This is a genomic window from Streptomyces sp. NPDC051109 (assembly GCF_044455885.1).
Lineage (GTDB): Bacteria > Actinomycetota > Actinomycetes > Streptomycetales > Streptomycetaceae > Streptomyces.
Window position 1 is genome coordinate 400,682 of the sequence record NZ_JBITFF010000002.1, and the last position, 15,970, is coordinate 416,651.

General features: G+C 74.1%; 14 protein-coding genes. 1 reads left to right on the forward strand and 13 read right to left on the reverse strand.

The window, feature by feature from the left end:
- Positions 1–90: 90 nt before the first annotated feature.
- The 10 genes from ACIBAD_RS04835 to ACIBAD_RS04880 all read right to left on the reverse strand — a co-directional run bounded on the left by ACIBAD_RS04835 (position 91) and on the right by ACIBAD_RS04880 (position 10,919).
- On the reverse strand, positions 91–1,332 hold the full coding sequence (locus ACIBAD_RS04835) for a cytochrome P450 (RefSeq protein WP_398904502.1): 1,242 nt from the start codon (positions 1,330–1,332) through the stop codon (positions 91–93).
- Between the two features lie 26 nt (positions 1,333–1,358).
- Positions 1,359–2,750, reverse strand: coding sequence for an NAD(P)/FAD-dependent oxidoreductase (locus ACIBAD_RS04840; protein ID WP_398904504.1), 1,392 nt, complete (start codon positions 2,748–2,750; stop codon positions 1,359–1,361).
- Positions 2,743–3,000 (reverse strand): ferredoxin, encoded by a 258-nt coding sequence (locus ACIBAD_RS04845; RefSeq protein ID WP_398904778.1) that lies wholly within the window; start codon positions 2,998–3,000, stop codon positions 2,743–2,745. The genes ACIBAD_RS04840 and ACIBAD_RS04845 overlap by 8 nt, the downstream gene beginning before the upstream one ends.
- Before the next feature lie 118 nt (positions 3,001–3,118).
- Positions 3,119–3,748 carry a hypothetical protein gene (locus tag ACIBAD_RS04850; protein ID WP_398904506.1) on the reverse strand — a complete coding sequence of 210 codons (630 nt, stop codon included), beginning with the start codon at positions 3,746–3,748 and terminating at the stop codon, positions 3,119–3,121.
- A 108-nt stretch (positions 3,749–3,856) separates the two neighbouring features.
- Positions 3,857–4,663 carry an IclR family transcriptional regulator gene (locus ACIBAD_RS04855; RefSeq protein WP_398904780.1) on the reverse strand — a complete coding sequence of 269 codons (807 nt, stop codon included), beginning with the start codon at positions 4,661–4,663 and terminating at the stop codon, positions 3,857–3,859.
- Between the two features lie 950 nt (positions 4,664–5,613).
- Positions 5,614–6,192 (reverse strand): RNA polymerase sigma factor, encoded by a 579-nt coding sequence (locus ACIBAD_RS04860; protein ID WP_398904508.1) that lies wholly within the window; start codon positions 6,190–6,192, stop codon positions 5,614–5,616.
- A 422-nt stretch (positions 6,193–6,614) separates the two neighbouring features.
- Positions 6,615–7,226, reverse strand: a complete 612-nt coding sequence (locus ACIBAD_RS04865; RefSeq protein ID WP_134069014.1) for a nucleoside/nucleotide kinase family protein — start codon at positions 7,224–7,226, stop codon at positions 6,615–6,617.
- A 16-nt stretch (positions 7,227–7,242) separates the two neighbouring features.
- Positions 7,243–9,333 (reverse strand): SpoIIE family protein phosphatase, encoded by a 2,091-nt coding sequence (locus tag ACIBAD_RS04870; RefSeq protein WP_134069015.1) that lies wholly within the window; start codon positions 9,331–9,333, stop codon positions 7,243–7,245.
- 132 nt (positions 9,334–9,465) lie between these two features.
- Positions 9,466–10,671, reverse strand: a complete 1,206-nt coding sequence (locus tag ACIBAD_RS04875) for a beta-ketoacyl-[acyl-carrier-protein] synthase family protein (RefSeq protein ID WP_134069016.1) — start codon at positions 10,669–10,671, stop codon at positions 9,466–9,468.
- Positions 10,668–10,919, reverse strand: a complete 252-nt coding sequence (locus ACIBAD_RS04880) for an acyl carrier protein (protein WP_134069017.1) — start codon at positions 10,917–10,919, stop codon at positions 10,668–10,670. The genes ACIBAD_RS04875 and ACIBAD_RS04880 overlap by 4 nt, the downstream gene beginning before the upstream one ends.
- A gap of 154 nt (positions 10,920–11,073) precedes the next feature.
- On the opposite strand from ACIBAD_RS04880, the gene ACIBAD_RS04885 reads away from it, so the two are divergent.
- Entirely contained in the window at positions 11,074–11,856 is a 783-nt protein-coding gene (locus ACIBAD_RS04885; protein ID WP_398904512.1) for a lysophospholipid acyltransferase family protein, read from the forward strand.
- A gap of 38 nt (positions 11,857–11,894) precedes the next feature.
- Here the strand turns inward: ACIBAD_RS04885 and ACIBAD_RS04890 are convergent, their stop codons facing one another.
- Genes ACIBAD_RS04890 through ACIBAD_RS04900 form a run of 3 tightly spaced genes read right to left on the reverse strand, consistent with a single transcriptional unit; the run spans position 11,895 to position 15,960 of the window.
- The gene (locus ACIBAD_RS04890; RefSeq protein ID WP_398904514.1) at positions 11,895–12,956 is read right to left on the reverse strand and encodes a beta-ketoacyl-ACP synthase 3; all 1,062 of its coding nucleotides are present in this window, start codon (positions 12,954–12,956) and stop codon (positions 11,895–11,897) included.
- Positions 12,957–12,977: 21 nt separating this feature from the next.
- A complete protein-coding gene (locus ACIBAD_RS04895; RefSeq protein ID WP_398904516.1) occupies positions 12,978–14,471 on the reverse strand; it encodes a hypothetical protein in 1,494 nt (497 codons plus the stop codon).
- A 19-nt stretch (positions 14,472–14,490) separates the two neighbouring features.
- Positions 14,491–15,960, reverse strand: a complete 1,470-nt coding sequence (locus tag ACIBAD_RS04900; RefSeq protein WP_398904518.1) for a hypothetical protein — start codon at positions 15,958–15,960, stop codon at positions 14,491–14,493.
- Positions 15,961–15,970: the final 10 nt, after the last annotated feature.

Sequence of the window (15,970 nt, forward strand, 5' to 3'; positions counted from 1 at the left end):
GCACCGGCACCCCTCGTCCCTCGCCATCCCCGCGCCTCGGCCCTCGCCGCCCGCGCGAGGAGCCGCGGGCCGCGGAACCGGCCCGCGGCTTCAGGAGGGGCGGACCCCGTCACTCGCGATCCGCAGGTGGCGCGGGCCGCGCAGCACCGCATTCTGCCGGTAGGGCGGCGGATCCTCGACCAGCCGCGGGTTCTCCAGGCGGCGGGCCAGCTCGCTCAGCGCGAGTTGCGCCTCCAGCCGGGCCAGCGGGGCCCCGAAGCAGCTGTGGATGCCGCTGCCGAGGCCCAGGTGCTGGATGTCCTTGCGGTACGGGTCGAAGCGGTCCGGGTTCTCGAAGCGGTTCGGGTCCCGATTGCCGGAGGCGAGGATCAGCCACATCGAGGAGCCCTTGGGGATGGTGACCCCGCCGACCTCGATGTCCACGAGCGGGGTGCGCTGCGGCAGCAGCTGCACCGGCGGCTCGAACCGCAGCAGCTCCTCCACCAAGGGCACGACGAGGCCGGGCGTGTCGCGCAGCTGCTGCAGCACGTCCGGATGGCGCAGCAGGGTGAGCATCCCGTTGGTGATGAGGTTGACGGTGGTCTCGTGGCCCGCGATGAGCAGCAGGGCCGCGGTGCTCAGCAGCTCCATCGTGCTCATCGTCTCGTCCTGGCCGTGTCCGACGGCGAGTTGGGAGAGCATGTCCTCGCCGGGGTTCTTGCGGCGCTCCTCGATCAGCCCGGCCAGGTACATGCCCAGTTCCATCCGGGCGTCGTGGGTCTTCTTCTCCCGCTCCTTCGGGTCGGCGTCGGGATCGGGGTCCAGGCTCGCGGCCAGGGTGTCCGCCCAGACGTGGAAGCGGGCCTCGTCCTCGCGCGGTACGCCGAGCAGCCGGCAGATCATGGTGACGGGGAACGGGTAGGCGAACTGGTCGACCAGGTCGATCCGTTCCGGGTCGCCGAGGTTGTCGATGAGTCCGGTGACGGTGGTGCGGAGGAAGTCGCGCATGTCGTCGACGCGGTGCGGGGAGTGCGGCGGCCCGAAGGGGCGGTTGGTCATCCGGCGCAGCCGGTCGTGCTCCGGCGGGTCCAGTTTGAGGAAGCTCGGCGGCAGGGCCGCAGCTCCCTCGTCCTCGGCGCCGGCCAGCGGGTCCCCGGCGCTCGCGGCCAGGTTGCGGGCGTCGGAGCTGAGCCGCGGGTCGTGCAGCAGGCTCTGGATGTCGTAGTACGTGCTGATGACGTACGGGCCGTCCCCGTCGTGGAAGACCGGGGTCTTGCGCAGTTCCGCGTACAGCGGGTACGGGTTCGCGCGGTTCGAGTAGTCGAGGATGTCGCTCAGGATGCCTTGCTTCATGCCGGGTCCTCCGGGGGGCGGGCGGGTCAGTGCCCGGCGGGGGTGAACGTGAGGCGCCGGTCGGCCGGCGAGTATCCGCTGAGGGTGACGGTCGGCCCGTGGGTCGGCACGGACGGGTCGGGGAAGTCCGCGGGGAGGGGCTTTTGCCCTTCGGGGCGCCGGTCGACCGTGGGGAACGGCGGCGGGAAGGGCGCGGTGGCCTCGATCTGCTGCTGGTAGAACTGCAGCCAGCGCGAGTTGTCGAAGGTGACCGCGCCGATGACCCGGCCCTGGTAGCCGTAGACGCCGGTGAAGCGGCGTTCGGCGCGCGAGCCCTGGGTGATCATGATCTCGGTTCCCATCGAGGGCACGCCGACCGATTTGATGCTCACCCCGAACTGCGAGGACCAGAAGGCCGGCACCCAGATGTGCGGGCGGCGATCGGTGCTCTCGCTGAGCATGTTGTGGGCCGCGGTCTCCGCCTGGGAGACGGCGTTGCCCCAGTGCTCCAGGGACAGGAACTGGTAGCCGAACAGCGGGTGCGGGGAGCGGGCGACGTCGCCCGCGACGAAGATGTCGTCCGTGACGATGCCGCGGATGTCGAAGGCCCGGCAGCCCGCGTCACAGGCGATGCCCCGGGGGCCGGCGCCCAGTCCGGAGCCGTTCAGCCACTCGGTGTTGCGCTGGGCGCCGAGCGAGACGACCACGACGTCGCACTCCAGCGAGGTGCCGTCGGAGAAGTGCGCGGCGCGGACGCGTCCCGTGGCGTCGCCCTCCAGGGCCGTGACCATGACGCCGGTGCGCAGGTCGACGCCGTTCTCCCGGTGGAGTTCGGCGGCGACCGCGCCGATGACCCCGCCGAGGGCGCCGACCAGGGGCGCGTCGGCGCGCTCCGCGACGGTGACCTCCACGCCGCGCTCGCGGCAGGCGGAGGCGATCTCGGACCCGGTGAACCCGGCGCCGATGACCAGGACCCGGCGCGGGCCGGCGTCGAGCCGCCGGGCCAGGGCGGCGCCGTCGTCGCGGGTGCGGAGCACGAACACGCCGTCGAGCTCGCCCTCGGCCTGGATCGGCCAGGGCCGGGCCCGGACGCCGGTGGCGATCAGCAGCCGGTCGTACGGGACCTCGTCCCCGTCGGCGAGCTTGACCCGCCGGGCCGCCATGTCGAGGCCGCTGGCCCCGACTCCGAGGCGCCATTCGGCGTCGATGTCGAGGCGGCGGGGCAGCGCGGTGCCCTCGGCCGTACCCATGCCCAGCAGCGCCTGCTTGGACAGCGGCGGCCGGTCGTACGGCTCGTGGGGCTCGTCGCCGATCATGGTCAGCGAGCCCTTGAAGCCCTTCTCGCGCAAGGTCTCGGCGCCGCGCAGCCCGGCGAGCGAGGCGCCGACGACGACGATCCGGCCGACCGCCTTGAGGCGGTCCAGGGCTGTGTCAGCCATCGGACGCCTCCCCGGTGCGCGCGGCGCCGCCCAGTGTCCCGGGCGCGGTGGCGGCCATGTCCAGCTCGTCCACGAGGATCGCCTGCACGGGACAGGCGGCGACCGCCTGGGCCACGCGCTCGCGGTGCGCGTCCTGTGCCTGCGGGTCGTAGAGCAGCCCCTCGTCCCCGTGCATCGCGAAGACGTCGGGTGCGAGGAAGGCGCACTGCGCGTACCCCTGGCACCGGTTGAGATCGACGACAAGCCTCAGCAAGGTCCAGTCCTTTCGTTGGCCCCTCCGGCTCCCCGGCCAGCGTGCGGCCCCCGGAGCGGGACGGCCCGTCCGGCAATGCCATTGGGGTGACGGGGGGAGGCGCGGCGGCCGGACGTCACGCGGAGCGGCGGGCGGCGCGCAGGATGTACAGGCTGATGAGCAGCGCCCAGGCCGGGAAGACGAGCTCGCAGTACGGCACGGTGGAGCCCACCGCCAGCAGGACCACTCCGGCCAGGGTCCCGATCAGGACCAGGGGTCTGGGCAGGACCCCGAGCTTGCGCCCGATGGTCGAGGTCGCGAGGACGAACACGGCCGCCATCCGCATCCCGTACGTCGTGAGCAGCGTGTACGCGAAGTGGCTGCCGAAGCCCGTGGGGTCCTCGGCGTCGAGCACGGTCCCGGCGGCGGCGACGGCGCCGAAGAGGCAGGCGACGAAGACCAGTCCGCTGCCCAGGAACACGGTGGCGATGAACCGGTCCTCGGCGTCCCCGGTGTGTTCGCGCAGTGCGCCCATGAACCACAGGAAGGCGATGCCCGCGAACGGGACGAGCTCGGTCGCCGTCTGAAGGGCCCCCCGCTTGCCCGGGGCGATCTCGATCTGCTCGCCGGCGCCCCCTTCGGGCAGGGCGATCCGGGCGAGCACGATCGCCGTCGCGAGCAGGACGGCGAAGACCACCCCCGCCAACCCCGCGGCCTTGGGGGTGCTCAGGGCTTGTTGCCGGGTCCCCGGTGCTCGCTCTGTCATTCCTCCAGCAAGCCGCCCTCCGCGCCCCCGTGCCAGCGGGACAGCGCGGTCGGGTGACGCCCCCGGGGGGTCTGCGGGAGACGAGACCCCCCGGTCCGAGGCCGCCGGCTAGGTGGCGGTGAGCAGGATGCTGCCGGTTTCTCCCGCTTCCTCCTCCCGCTGCGGCGCCGGCCCGGACGGGCCCGGGCCGGTGCCCGCCACGATCAGGGCCAGCAGCACCGCCGCGGCCTCGCTCTGCAGGATCCGGGCGGCCTGCACGAGGCGGTGCGGGTCGGGGGCCGGGATGGACAGGGCCAGGCATTCGGCGTTGGGGCCCGAGGTGATCGGGACGGCCGCGCAGACCGTGCCCACGGCGTACTCCTGGAGGTCCAGCAGGGGGCCTCCCGGGCGGCGGGTGTCGAGCTGGCGGAAGAGGTCCTCCTGCCGGGTGATGGTGTGGGCGGTGAACCGCGCCGCCCGGTGCCGGGACAGGTGGTCCTTGCGGCCGTCGGGCCCGAGCTGGGCCAGCAGGGCCTTGCCGACGGCCGAGGCGTGGGCGGCGGCACGGAAGTCGACCCACTCGTCCACGAGCGGTGTCGCGGGACCGTCGGCGTACTGGGTGATGCACACTTCGCCGTCGGTGTAGCGGGCCACGTAGACGGCGGCGCCGACGGCGTCCCGGACCCAGGCGAGCGTGTCCTGCAGGTGTCCGCGCCCGTCTCCGGACGCCGCCCCGGTCAGTAAGAGCGCCCGGCCCGCGATGTACGCCCCGGGGCCGGCCTGGGCCGCCAGGTTGGCCCGTACGAGCTGCTCCAGCACCCGGGCCAGCACCAGCTGCGGCAGCCGCGTCTCGCGGGCGATCTGGGCGAGGCTCACCCCGCCCGAGTACCGGCCCACGACCTCCAGGACGCGCAGCGCCCGGTGGACCGCCTCCATCGCGACCGGAGCCGGCCTCCCTTGGGACGGGCCGTGCGCGGCCCCGGTCAGCGGCGGGTGCCTGAGGGCTTCGAGCGCCCAGGCGTTCGCCTCGTCCGTCAGGTGCAGGATGTCGAGCCGCGCGTGCTGGGCGATGGCCACCGCCACGTGCGGGCCGGGGAGGAACACCTCCCCCTGGTCCTGGTCGTCGTTCCAGCTCAGGGCGGTGACGGCCCGCCGGAGACGGGCGGGCAGCCGGTACGGGGGCCGCCCGCCGTGCCCTCTCACCGCCGTGAGCGAGGTGAGGTCCTGGGTGCTGATCGGCGGTGAGGTCCAGATGACCGAGGCGCCGAGGGCCTCCTCCAGGTTCTCCGGGACCTCCGGCAGGTGCGGCATTCCCTCCTCCGGGGGCAGCGCCACGGCCAGCGCCTTCCAGTGCCGGGCGGTGTCCACCTCGGCGCGCGCGAGGTGGTGGAGGTGCAGGAGGCGCGCGGCCGTCCGCGAGCCCGCCCCGGCCGCGTACTGGAACCAGAACTGCGCGCCCTCCATCCGGTCGGCCAGGTGCAGGAGGCAGCCGAACAGCAGCGCCGGTTCCGCTCCGTGCGGCCAGGTGCCGGGTGCCAGGGCCAGTTCGGCGAAGGACCGGCTCTCCGCCAGCGACCAGGCCAGGTCGTCCAGTGCCCGGGCGGCCCGTACGTGGCAGGCGGCGTCGAGTACGAGGTCGTCGGCCAAGGTGGGCACGGGCCGGGGCAGCGGAGCGCGGCCGGCGAGGGAGGCCGGTGCCGGGAAGCCGCCCCGGCCGGCGGCGCCGGTCGCCGGCCGGGCCCGGTCCGCCGCGATGCGGCGGGCGACGCGCCGGCGGGCGGCGTCCTCGTCGTAGCCGGCGTACTCCTCCACCAGCACCTCGGCCTCCTCCAGTGCCGCCGCCAGCGTCTCCCCCGGCACGGCGTCGTGGTCGGCCGTCATGTCGCTCACCGGCCCTTCCCCTCTCCAGGAGCCCAGTCCGCCCCGAGTTTCTGCGACAGGATTCGGCTTGCGCCTCGAATGTGCGAACGGACCGCCGCGGGGGAGATCCCCAGCATCCGGCCGACGGTGCCGTTGTCGTACCCCAGCAGAAAGGCCAGCAACACCACGTCGTAGTGCCGCTCGGGCAGGCACGCGATCGCCGCGTACAGGCCCAGCTTGGACTCCAGCAGTTCCATGCGGTGCCGGGACGCGCGGCGCAGGGCGGCGAACCAGGCCGTCTCGACCATGGCGGCCGGCCGGCCGAGGAGCGCGAGCCTGCGCGCGACGTGTTCGCGCAGCACCGCCCAGGCGAAGCCGTGCAGGCTCGCCTCCTTCAGCGCCTGGCGCCACACCTTCAGCAGGAACGTGAACACGTCGTCGACGACGTCCTCCGCGTCCTGGCGGGATCCCAGCTGCAGGTGTGCGTAGCGCAGGTAGGCGCGGTGGTGCTGGGAGTGGAACGCGCTGAACTCCACCGGTAGCACGCCGGCCAGCTCGCTGGAGACAGCCCGGTCCCCGGACGGGTCGAACTCGCCCTCACTCATGCGCTCCTCCAGGGATGCCGGCCGTCGCCGGCACGAGCGGTCGCTGCCCGGGGCCTCGCACCCGGCAGGCGTGGGTGTCTCCTGACGGCGTCGACGGCGTCGAAAGCGACGAGTATCAGCACGGGAGCGAAGGTCTGGACAGGAATCACGTCGGCGGGAAGCCTTCCGGTGAGCGAACGGAACGGGCATGCCTGCCCCCCACATCCAGCGGCCGGTCGGACCGGCCGCTCCCCCAACACCACCCCATCGGAAAACACGCCCGAATGTGCACGGCTGTCGACGGAAATCTTTCGGGAAATGGCGCATCTGATCCGCTGCGCGCCCCCTTGCCGCCGCGTACGCCCCTGGGGTGCCCTTCCCCCTGCCCTGCCCTGCCCTCCTGCGGATCAGGGCGGGCCCTGCCCTGATCCGCAGGGCACCCACTACTCCACCACCAGGTCGGCCCGGCTCCGACCGTCGGCGATCAGCCGGGCGTTCGCCTCGTCCGAGCGCGCCACCCACTCCTCGGCACGGGCCGGCGCCTTCCCGTGGCGTACGTGGCGGTCGACGAGCCGGCGTACGCGCAGGGCGTCGTCGGGCGCGAGGAACCAGACCTCGTCGAGGAGCGCCCGTACCCCCGCCCACTCCCCCGCCTCGTACAGCAGGTAGTTGCCCTCGGTGATGACCAGGCGTACCGCCGGGTCGACGGGGATGCTCCCGGCGACGGGCTCCTCCAGCGACCGGTCGAAGGCGGGGGCGTAGACCACGGCGGCAGCGGGTGTGCGCAGCCGGGCCAGCAGCGCCGCGTACCCGGCGGCGTCGAACGTGTCCGGGGCGCCCTTGCGGTCGGCCCTCCCCAGCCGTTCCAGTTCGGCCCGGGCGAGGTGGAACCCGTCCATCGGTACGACCACGGCCCGTTCGGGCCCGAGCACCTGCGCGAGGCGGGCGGCGAGGGTGGACTTGCCGGCCCCGGGCGGTCCCGCGATGCCGAGGATCCGGCGGCCGCCCGAGGCCGCGAGCGTGCGGGCCCGCTCCTCCAGTTCGATGAACTCCATCCCCCCATCCTGCCCGTCAGGGAGGCGGGGGCGTGGGGGGGTCGGAGCCGATGCGGGCGACGAGCAGGGCGATGTCGTCGTCCGCCGACGCCGGGACCAGGTGCGTGATGAGCGAGTCGCACAACTGGTCCAGCGAGCGCGGCGGTTCGGCGAGCAGCCGGGTCAGATCGGCCAGGCGCTCGTCGATGTCGCTGCCGCGGGCCTCGACGAGGCCGTCGGTGTACATGACGAGGAGGCTGCCCGGGGGCAGGGTCAGGTCCGTGGTGGAGTACGCGGTCCCGCCGACTCCCAGCGGGATGCCGGGCGGCAGGTCGAGGAGGCGGACCGTGCCGTCGGGGCTGACTGCTGCGGGCGGCGGGTGGCCGGCGCGGGTGATGCGGCAGCTGCCGGTCCCCGGGTCGATCACGGCGTACAGGAAGGTGGCGATCATCGGATCGGCGAGGTCGTCGAGGGTCGCTTCCAGCTGGTGCATCAGGGCCTCGGGGGCGAGGTCAAGGCGGGCGAGGGCGCGCACGCTGGCGGAGAGCCGTCCCATGACCGCCGCGGCCGCGATGCCGTGGCCCATGACGTCGCCGATGAGCAGGGCCGCCTTGCCGCCGGGCAGCTGCAGGACGTCGTACCAGTCGCCGCCGATCTCGTTGACGTCGCTGGCGGGCAGGTAGCGGTGGGCCACCTCGATGCCGGGCGGCGGGGTGATGTGCTGGGGCAGCATGCTGCGCTGGAGGATGACGGCGGTCTCGTGTTCACGGTGGTAGAGGCGTGCGTTGTCGATGCTGATGGCGGCCCTGACCGCGAGCTCGCCGGCGAGCGTGACGTCGTCGGGTCCGAACGGGCCGACCGGGCTCGTGCGGTAGAAGGTGGCGACGCCGAGCACGAGGTCCCGCGCGATCAGCGGCGCCATCATGAACGAATGCACGCCGACGGGCAGGAGCTGCGCGGGCTTGTTCGTGTGGCGGGCGGCGGAGGCGACGGCCTGCTCGTCCAGGTGCGCGATCAGGAAGGGCCTGCGGGCGGCCAGGGCCTGGGTGTAGGGGGCGGCGGCCGGGAAGACGAGGGTCCTGCCCAGCGGGGCCAGGATGCCGATCACGGCGGAGCCGGTCAGCGGTGCCTTGCCCAGGCGCCGCAGGCCCACACCCCCCGCCAGCCCCGGGCCGGGCTCGTCACCGCGCGCGAGGGTGTCCAGTACGTCCACGGTGGCGGCGTCGGCGAGCTGCGGGACGGCGAGGTCCGCCAGCTCCTGCGCGGTGCGCTCCAGCTCCAGGCTCGCCCCGATGCGGACGCTGGCCTCGCTGAGCAGTGCCAGCCTGCGGCGGCCTGCCTCGGCCTCGATGTGGTCGTGCTGCTGCTCGGTGATGTCGAGCAGGGAGGCGATCACGCCGATCGGGCGGCCGCCGGGGTCCTCCACCCGGACGTACGAGCACGACCAGACCCGGTCGCGGGAGGGTTCCGCGGGGGTGCGCCCCGAGCGGCGGCGGTCCAGGACCGGCTCCCCCGTGGCCAGGACCTGCCGCATCGCGTCCTCCATGTCCTCCGCGTTCACCTCCGGCAGGACCTGCGCCAGGCGCCGTCCGATGTGGGCGGACTCCGGGAGGCCGTTCATCGCCTCCAGGGCCGGGTTGACCTGGAGGAACCGCAGCTGCGTGTCGAGGATGGCGATGCCGACGGGCGAGCGGGCGAATAGACCGTCCCAGACCGCCGACGATCCCCGGATCCGGCGGGCGGCGTGGGCGTCGGCGGCGAAGACCAGGACCGCGGAGGCGCCGTGGCGCCGGCTGGGCACCGGGCAGGCCCAGATCTCCAGCTCCAGCGGGTGCCCGTCCTGGTGCCAGGCGGTCACGGTGCCCATCACCCCGCGCCCGGTGACGGCGGTCTCCCACAGGGCGCGGCCGAGGCTGCGGTCGGCTCCGGGGTGGAGGAGGTCGGCGATGTGGCGGCCGACGATCTGCGGCGGGGCGTAGCCGAGCAGCTCCTGCGCCGCGCGGTTCCAGCGGACGATCGTCCCGTCGGCGCCGGTGGCCAGCTGCGCCACGGGCAGGGAGCCGAGCCAGCCTCCGGCGTCCTGGGCGGCGCCGCTGATCAGATCCTCGATGGGCATCTGCTCGGTCATGGCGCACCTTCCACACCCCCATGGTCGCCCTGCCCGCCCGGTGCCGCTTCCCGGCGCCGGGCGGGCAGGCCGGAGCGGACCGGGCGGTCGGGGACGGACCGGAGCGGTCACGGGCGGGGCGGCCGGGGAGGGTCAGGGCCGGGCAAGCACCGCCACGGCGTTGTGGCCGCCGAATCCGAAGGAATTGCTGACGGCGACCGGCGCGGCGTGGTTCCTGGCCGTACCGGCGACGACGTCGATGTCCGTCCCCGGGTCGGGCTCGGCCAGCCCTGCCGTGGGCGGAACGATTCGCTCGGCCAGCGCCAGGACGGTCAGGGCCGCCTCGATGGCGCCCGACGCCCCGAGGGTGTGCCCCAGTGCCCCCTTGGCCGAGGTGACGGGCGGCCGGTGGGGGAAGACGCGGCGCAGGGCGGCTGCCTCGATGGCGTCGTTCTGCCGGGTCGAGGTGCCGTGCGCATTGACGTGGCCGACGTCCTCGGGGGCGACCCCCGCGTCCGCGAGGGCGGCGCGGACGGCCTGCTCGGCCCCGCGGCCCTCGGGGTGCGGGGCCACCAGGTGGTGCGCGTCCGTGGAGGCGGCGTGGCCGATGAGGCGGGCGAGGGGCCGGGCCGCCCGGGCGGCGGCGTGCTCGGGGCGTTCCAGGACCAGCGCGCCGGCGCCCTCGGCGATGACGAAGCCGTCGCGGGTGGCGTCGAACGGGCGGGATCCCGTGTCCGACAGGGCCCCCAGCTGAGAGAACCCGGTCACCACCAGCCGGGTGACGCCCGCCTCGGCACCGCACACGAGGGCGATGTCGCACTGACCGGTCGCCAGCAGGTCCCGGGCGAGTCCGAGGGCGGTGGTGCCCGAGGCACAGGCCGTGGACGTGGCCAGGGCCGGTCCGGTCACCCCGAAGCGCAGCGCGATGTTGGCGCAAGTCATGTTGGTGAGATAGCCGGGGAGGAAGTACGGGGAGACGAACTCCGGGCCCTGCTCCCGGAGTCGGGCGAGCGCCTTGTCCTGGGTCAGGACACCGCCGAGGCCGCCGCCGGTGACGACGGCGACCCGGCTGCCGTCCCACTCCCGGGGGTCGAGCCCGGCGTGGTCGAGGGCCTGCGCGCTGGCCACCAGGCCGAACCGGTCGACCGGGTCCAGGTGGGCCGAGCCGCGCCACTGCAGGACCGGGTGGTCCACCTCCGGTACACGACAGCTGAGGGAGACGGGCAGACCGCGCAACAGGGGGTCGGGGGCCGCCGTGGCGCGTCCGGCGCGGACCGCCGACCACGTGGTGTCCCGGTCGCATCCGGCTGCCGTGACCAGGCCGAGCCCGGTCACGACGGCCTCGGGGCGTCCGGTCAACGGTCCGCCAGCCGTTCGTCGACGGCCGCGGCGAACTCCGCGAGGGTGGCGGCGCGGAGCTCCTCCTCCTCGACCTTGACGCCGAGCGTCTCGTGAACGGCGATGGCCATCTCGACGATCATGAGGGAATCGATCAGCAGTTCACGCATCGGGGCGTTTCCCCGTACCTCCTCGGCGGGGACTTCGAACTTCTCGACGAGCAGTTCGCTGATCACGTCGAGGACGGTTTCCTGCGCGGAAGTGGTCACGGGATCTCTCTCATTTGCGGTGGCGGTGCGGTTGCAGCACGGTGCGGGGGCGGGGCTTTCTCGTGCTCAAATAGGTACCACGGCAGGGTATTTACTCAAAACCCGTCCCTGCCGGGCTTGTTGATGATTCGAAATGTGAGAGTGGAGATCATTCGTGTCGGAAAGCATGACCGATGTGATCGAGGTGGCCGGGGCCGAGCTCAGAAACGCGCGGCGGCTGCTCGGTGACGCCGGGGAGGGTGCCTGGGACCGCCTCCTGGACTGGCTCGTCGACGACTACTTCCGGCTCGAAGTGGCCGGGGTGGACAACATCCCGGCCGAAGGGCCCGCGGTCGTCGTCGCCAACCACTCGGGCGCCTGGGGGCTCGACGCCTTCGTCCTCCAGAAGATTTTCACCCGCAGCCTCGCTCGGCCCCTGCACGTTCCCGCGGCGCCACTGCTCTTCCGATTCCCGATCCTCGGCCCGTACGCCCGAAAGAAGGGCGCCATTCCCCTCGATCCGACGCTGGGAATGGAACATCTGACCGCCGGGGAACTCGTCGGGGTGTTTCCCGAGGGGCTTTCCGGTCTGGAAAAGCCCTTTCGCAAGCGCTATCAACTCCGGCCGTTCAGCCCGGGATTCGCGGTCACGGCGGTCCGGGCGGGCGCCCCCGTGGTCCCGGTGTCCGTCATCGGCGCCGAGGAGGCATGCCCCCGGATCGGCGAGATCCCGGCCCTGGCACGCCTGTTCGGCCTCCCCTACTTCCCGATCACCACGGTCTTCCCGCTGCCCGCGAAGTGGCTCGTCACGATCGGCGAGCCGATCCCCGCGCCCGCCCGGCCCGAGTCGTACGCCGCCCGGGCCGCCGCGGCCCGGCTGCTGTGCGCCGAGTCGCAGGCCGCCGTACAGACCCTGGTGGACCGGGAACGGCGCAGGCGGGACACGCCTTTCTGGTAGTCGACCCGTCGGGGGGCCGGCCCGGTCCGGGAGCCGGCTCAGCCCCCCTCGGCCACCGCCCGAACCTCGGGCCAGACCAGGGTGGTCGAACCCCAGGCCAGCCCGGCTCCGTACGCGGTGAGCGCCACCCGCAGGCCGGGCGACAGCGTCCCGGTGGCGGCCGCCTGGGCCAGCAGTACGGGCACCGAGGCAGCACCGGCGTTCCCGTACGCCTCGATGTGCGACAGCACCTTGCCGGGCGCCAGGCCCAGCTCGGCCGTGAGCCCGTCCAGGATGCGCTGGTTGGCCTGGTGGGCGACCAGCACGTCCAGGTCCGCCGGCCGCCAGCCGGCCCGGTCCAGGGCCCGCGTCACGGAGTCGCACATCCCGACCACGGCCTGCTTGCGCACGACGGGCCCGTCCATCCGGAAGTACGGGGAGAACTCCGCCGTCGGGTCGGCCAGTTGCCGCTTCCTGGCCCGTGCGCCGCCGCCGGGGATCTCCAGCAGGTCGGCCTGTGCGCCGTCGCTGCCCAGGTCGAAGGGGCCGAACGCACCGGGCGTGCCGGCCTCGGCGACGCCCAGCACCACCGCGCCCGCCCCGTCGCCGAAGATGGCGGACATCAGCCAGTCCTGGGGATCCAGGAACGCGCTGAAGACGTCCGAGGCGACCAGCAGCACACGGTCGAAGGCGCCGCCGGTGATCATCGAGGTCGCCACGCCCAGGCCGTACAGGAACCCGCTGCAGCCCGATGACAGGTCGAACGCCGGTACCGTGCCCAGCCCGAGGCGCGCGGCGACCTCCGGGGCCCCGGCCGGCATGAGCCGGTCCGGGGAGATGGTGGTCAGGACGACCGCGTCGGCCGCGGTCACCCCGGCCGCCGTCAGCGCGTGCCGGCCGGCCCGTACCGCCAGGTCGACGGTGGCCTCACCGTCCGCGATGCGCCGGCTCGCCACACCGATGCGCTCGCGGATCCACTCGTCCCCGATGGGCCGCTGCCCGCACAGCTCGGCGTTGGTGAGGGCGCGCGGGGGCACGTACGCGCCGAGCCCGGCGAGGGCCGCGGCGCGGCCGCCTGCCGCCATGGGCGCGGGCGCGCGCAAGGATGCCGAAGTGTGCATGGATCAGTCCGTCCCGGTCCGTCAGTCCGTCAGCCGCTTCGCTGCCCGCCGTACGCCGTCGGCGGCCGTGGCGCACCGCTCGGCGTGGCCCAACAGGATCATGCGGAACCGCTCGCCCTCTTCGTCGGTGTTCCAGCCGCTGTTCCCGGCGCAGGCGGCGAGGCTCTCCGCGTGCCGCTCCAGCCGGTCGGCGCTGGCATGCGCCAGGGCCCCGTACGCGGCCGGGGCGTAGCCGAACGCCGAGACGGGCACCGCCGTCGGCATGGCCACCGCCACCCGCCCGTCGCCCTGCCGGGCGGTGAGGTCCTCCAGCGCCACCACCAGCGTCCGCGGATCGAGCGTGTCCGGCAGCCGGTCGGCGGTGAACCGCGGCGCGATCAGCAGCGGGCGGACGTTCTCGGTGACGGCGCGCACGACGTGCTCGGCGACGAGTGCCGCGAAGCGCGTTGCCGCGCACCCGGTCGGGGCCCCGCACAGCGGCGGCATCCCCGGGGTCCCCGCCGCGGCCGACGTGCCCGCCGGCGCCTGGTCCGGGCGGTCCTCGCCGTCCAGACCGCGCAGCCAGCCGGGCACCCGCAGGATCTCGGTCCCGGCCCCGACCTCCAGGTCCTGCCAGGTGAAGTCCGCGCGTACGGGGTACACGGCGGCGGCCACCGGCGGCCAGCGGCGCAGTGCCTCCGCCACGGCCGCTTCCGGGGACGCGGCGCCCACGGCGAGCAGGGCCAGTGCCTGGAGCACGGTCTCGGCGGCGGCCCGGGACACCAGTGCGAGCGCGTGCGCGACGGCCGGTCCGGCGGCGTCCGGATCGCCTCCCTGGCGCCCGGGGCCCCGGGCCGGGAGCCGGCCCGCCAGGGAGGCGGGGTCGGGGTCGGCCAGGTACGGTGCGAGCCGGCGCCGCAGGGCCTCGGCGCGGCCGGCGTACGACCTGCTGTCGGCGGCCGCCGTCGCCGCCGCGAGCACCTCGCTGAGCAGCGTGTCCTCGACGGCCGCGGCGCCCGCCACCACCCGCCGGCTCAGTCGCAGCATGCCGCGCTGCCAGTCGTGCCACTCCAGCGTGCCGTCCCCGCGCCGGGCCGCGATCACCCGGTCCACGTCCTCGGCCAGCAGGGCGCCGAGCTCCGCGGCAGGTACGGCGGCGTCACGCGGCAGCGGCACGTGCGGCGACAGGCCGTACCGCTGTCCGCCGGCCGTGAGGCCGACCGCGGGCGCGAGGGCCCCCGCCTCGTCCGCCGCCGCGAGCAGGCCAGCGGCGTCGGCGGCGGCCATCGGCAGCAGGAACGGCCCGAAGGGGGTGCTCAGTTGGACCGGACGGCCGGAGCGGGTGCGCCGCAGGAACGACAGCAGCCCGCGCGTCACCCCGTCCCGGGTCAGCATGTCCAGCCCGAGGGCGCGGGCCGGGGCGTCCACCCAGGGCAGCCGCTGGGCGACCATCGCCGCGCTGAACACGGCGTTCTCCAGGGGCCAGGCGGTGGCGGGACGTCGCGGCGCGGCGGCCGGGCTGTCGGCAGTGGTCATCGGTCGGTCTCCCTTGTGGTCACTTGTCGCGCAGCATGTAGGGCTGGTTGCCGACGACTTCGCCGTCGTACTCGGTGATCAGCTTGTTGACCTGGTCCCGGTAGGGCGTGAACCCCCCGCGCAGCGCGTCGGAGTAGGCCTGCGGGGCGTGCGACAGCGGGTAGTCGTACGAGTCGTCCAGCCAGGCCAGTTCGACCCAGCTCGCGGGGATGTCGTGGGGCGAGGCCGGTCCGCGCCCGTCCAGTCCAGGGATCACGTCGTGCTTGTTCACGAGGCTGATCACCTGGGTGGTGTGGTCGGCGGGCCGCTTGCCGTCGATCGGGGAGCCGATCGCGATCACGTGGCTGACCCGGTAGGTGGCGGACACCTCCACGTCGGAGGCGAGGTTCATCGCGGTGATCCCGCCCAGGCTGTGACCGACGATCATGAGGTCCGAGCCGGCGGGCACCCCGGCCCGCCGCAGGAGCTTCTTCGCCGCGCGCGTGTACGTCGTGTCGGTGCGCAGCAGTCCGTCGAACGCGCCGATCAGGTCCTGCGGGGTGCTGTTGCTGAGCAGCGCGAAGCTGGTGCCGGGCAGCAGGAGCACGTACCGCACGGCGCCGTCGGTGCATTCGACGCGGCGCAGCAGGACCAGGCCGTGGTTGCCGAGGGCCCCGATGTCGTTGACGTAGCTGACGATGTCGTTGCGCGAGGTGGCGAGCACCTTGGCGAGGATCGGGTCCGGCTCGATGCGCTCGGCGCGCCCCGGTCCGGGGTTGAGGAACTTGAGGACCGAGCTGGGCAGGCCGAGGACCGGGTCGGTGGTCGGCACCCCGCCGGCGAGCGTCACCCATGAGAAGTCGTCGTTCACCGGGTTCTCGTCGAGCATGCCGAGCAGGGCCATCAGCTCCATGATCACCGGGCTGATCGTGGTCAGGGCCCGGGTCACGCCGAGCAGCTCGACCAGCGCGAGCATCGCCCGCGCCGCCTCCAGCCGGTTCCCGGCCACCATCGCGTCGGTGAGGCGGCGGGCGGCCGGGGCGTCGAGGTTGGGGTGGTCGATCGCGGCCGCCTTGATCCGCAGGGCGAAGGCGTCCACCGCCATGGCCACCTTGGCGGGCCGACGGTACGTCATGTTCCCTGCCATCCGCAGGAGTTCGCCGACCAGGCCGCCGTTGGCCCCGAACCCGAGCCCGGCCGAACCGGTGAGGGCCTGCGCGCAGGATACGGCCGTGCCCAGGGCCCACCCGGGGCGCCGCAGCGCCTCCAGCCCGAACCGCCAGCTGAACACCGCGCCGGTCAGCTCCGCACCGGACCGCTTGGCCGTGAGCGCCGCGTCGGCGAGCAGGACGGAGGCGCGGATGAGGAGTTCGGCGTCGATCCGCCCGGGGTCCGGTTCGGGCGCGGTGGGGGCGGGTACGCGTGCGGCCGGGACCGCGCTCGGGACCTCATCCGGTCCCCTCCGCGCGGGGAGACGCTGAGCCGTTTCGTCGACCACCTGAGGCGCCACTTTCGTAACC

Bases quoted from the DNA above. Each gene is read 5' to 3' on its own strand.
- ACIBAD_RS04850 (WP_398904506.1), bottom strand. From the start codon at position 3,748: ATGACAGAGCGAGCACCGGGGACCCGGCAACAAGCCCTGAGCACCCCC.
- ACIBAD_RS04860 (WP_398904508.1), bottom strand. From the start codon at position 6,192: ATGAGTGAGGGCGAGTTCGACCCGTCCGGGGACCGGGCTGTCTCCAGC.
- ACIBAD_RS04890 (WP_398904514.1), bottom strand. From the start codon at position 12,956: ATGCACACTTCGGCATCCTTGCGCGCGCCCGCGCCCATGGCGGCAGGC.
- ACIBAD_RS04895 (WP_398904516.1), bottom strand. From the start codon at position 14,471: ATGACCACTGCCGACAGCCCGGCCGCCGCGCCGCGACGTCCCGCCACC.
- ACIBAD_RS04855 (WP_398904780.1), bottom strand. From the start codon at position 4,663: ATGGAGGCGGTCCACCGGGCGCTGCGCGTCCTGGAGGTCGTGGGCCGG.
- ACIBAD_RS04865 (WP_134069014.1), bottom strand. From the start codon at position 7,226: ATGGAGTTCATCGAACTGGAGGAGCGGGCCCGCACGCTCGCGGCCTCG.
- ACIBAD_RS04870 (WP_134069015.1), bottom strand. From the start codon at position 9,333: ATGACCGAGCAGATGCCCATCGAGGATCTGATCAGCGGCGCCGCCCAG.
- ACIBAD_RS04835 (WP_398904502.1), bottom strand. From the start codon at position 1,332: ATGAAGCAAGGCATCCTGAGCGACATCCTCGACTACTCGAACCGCGCG.
- ACIBAD_RS04840 (WP_398904504.1), bottom strand. From the start codon at position 2,750: ATGGCTGACACAGCCCTGGACCGCCTCAAGGCGGTCGGCCGGATCGTC.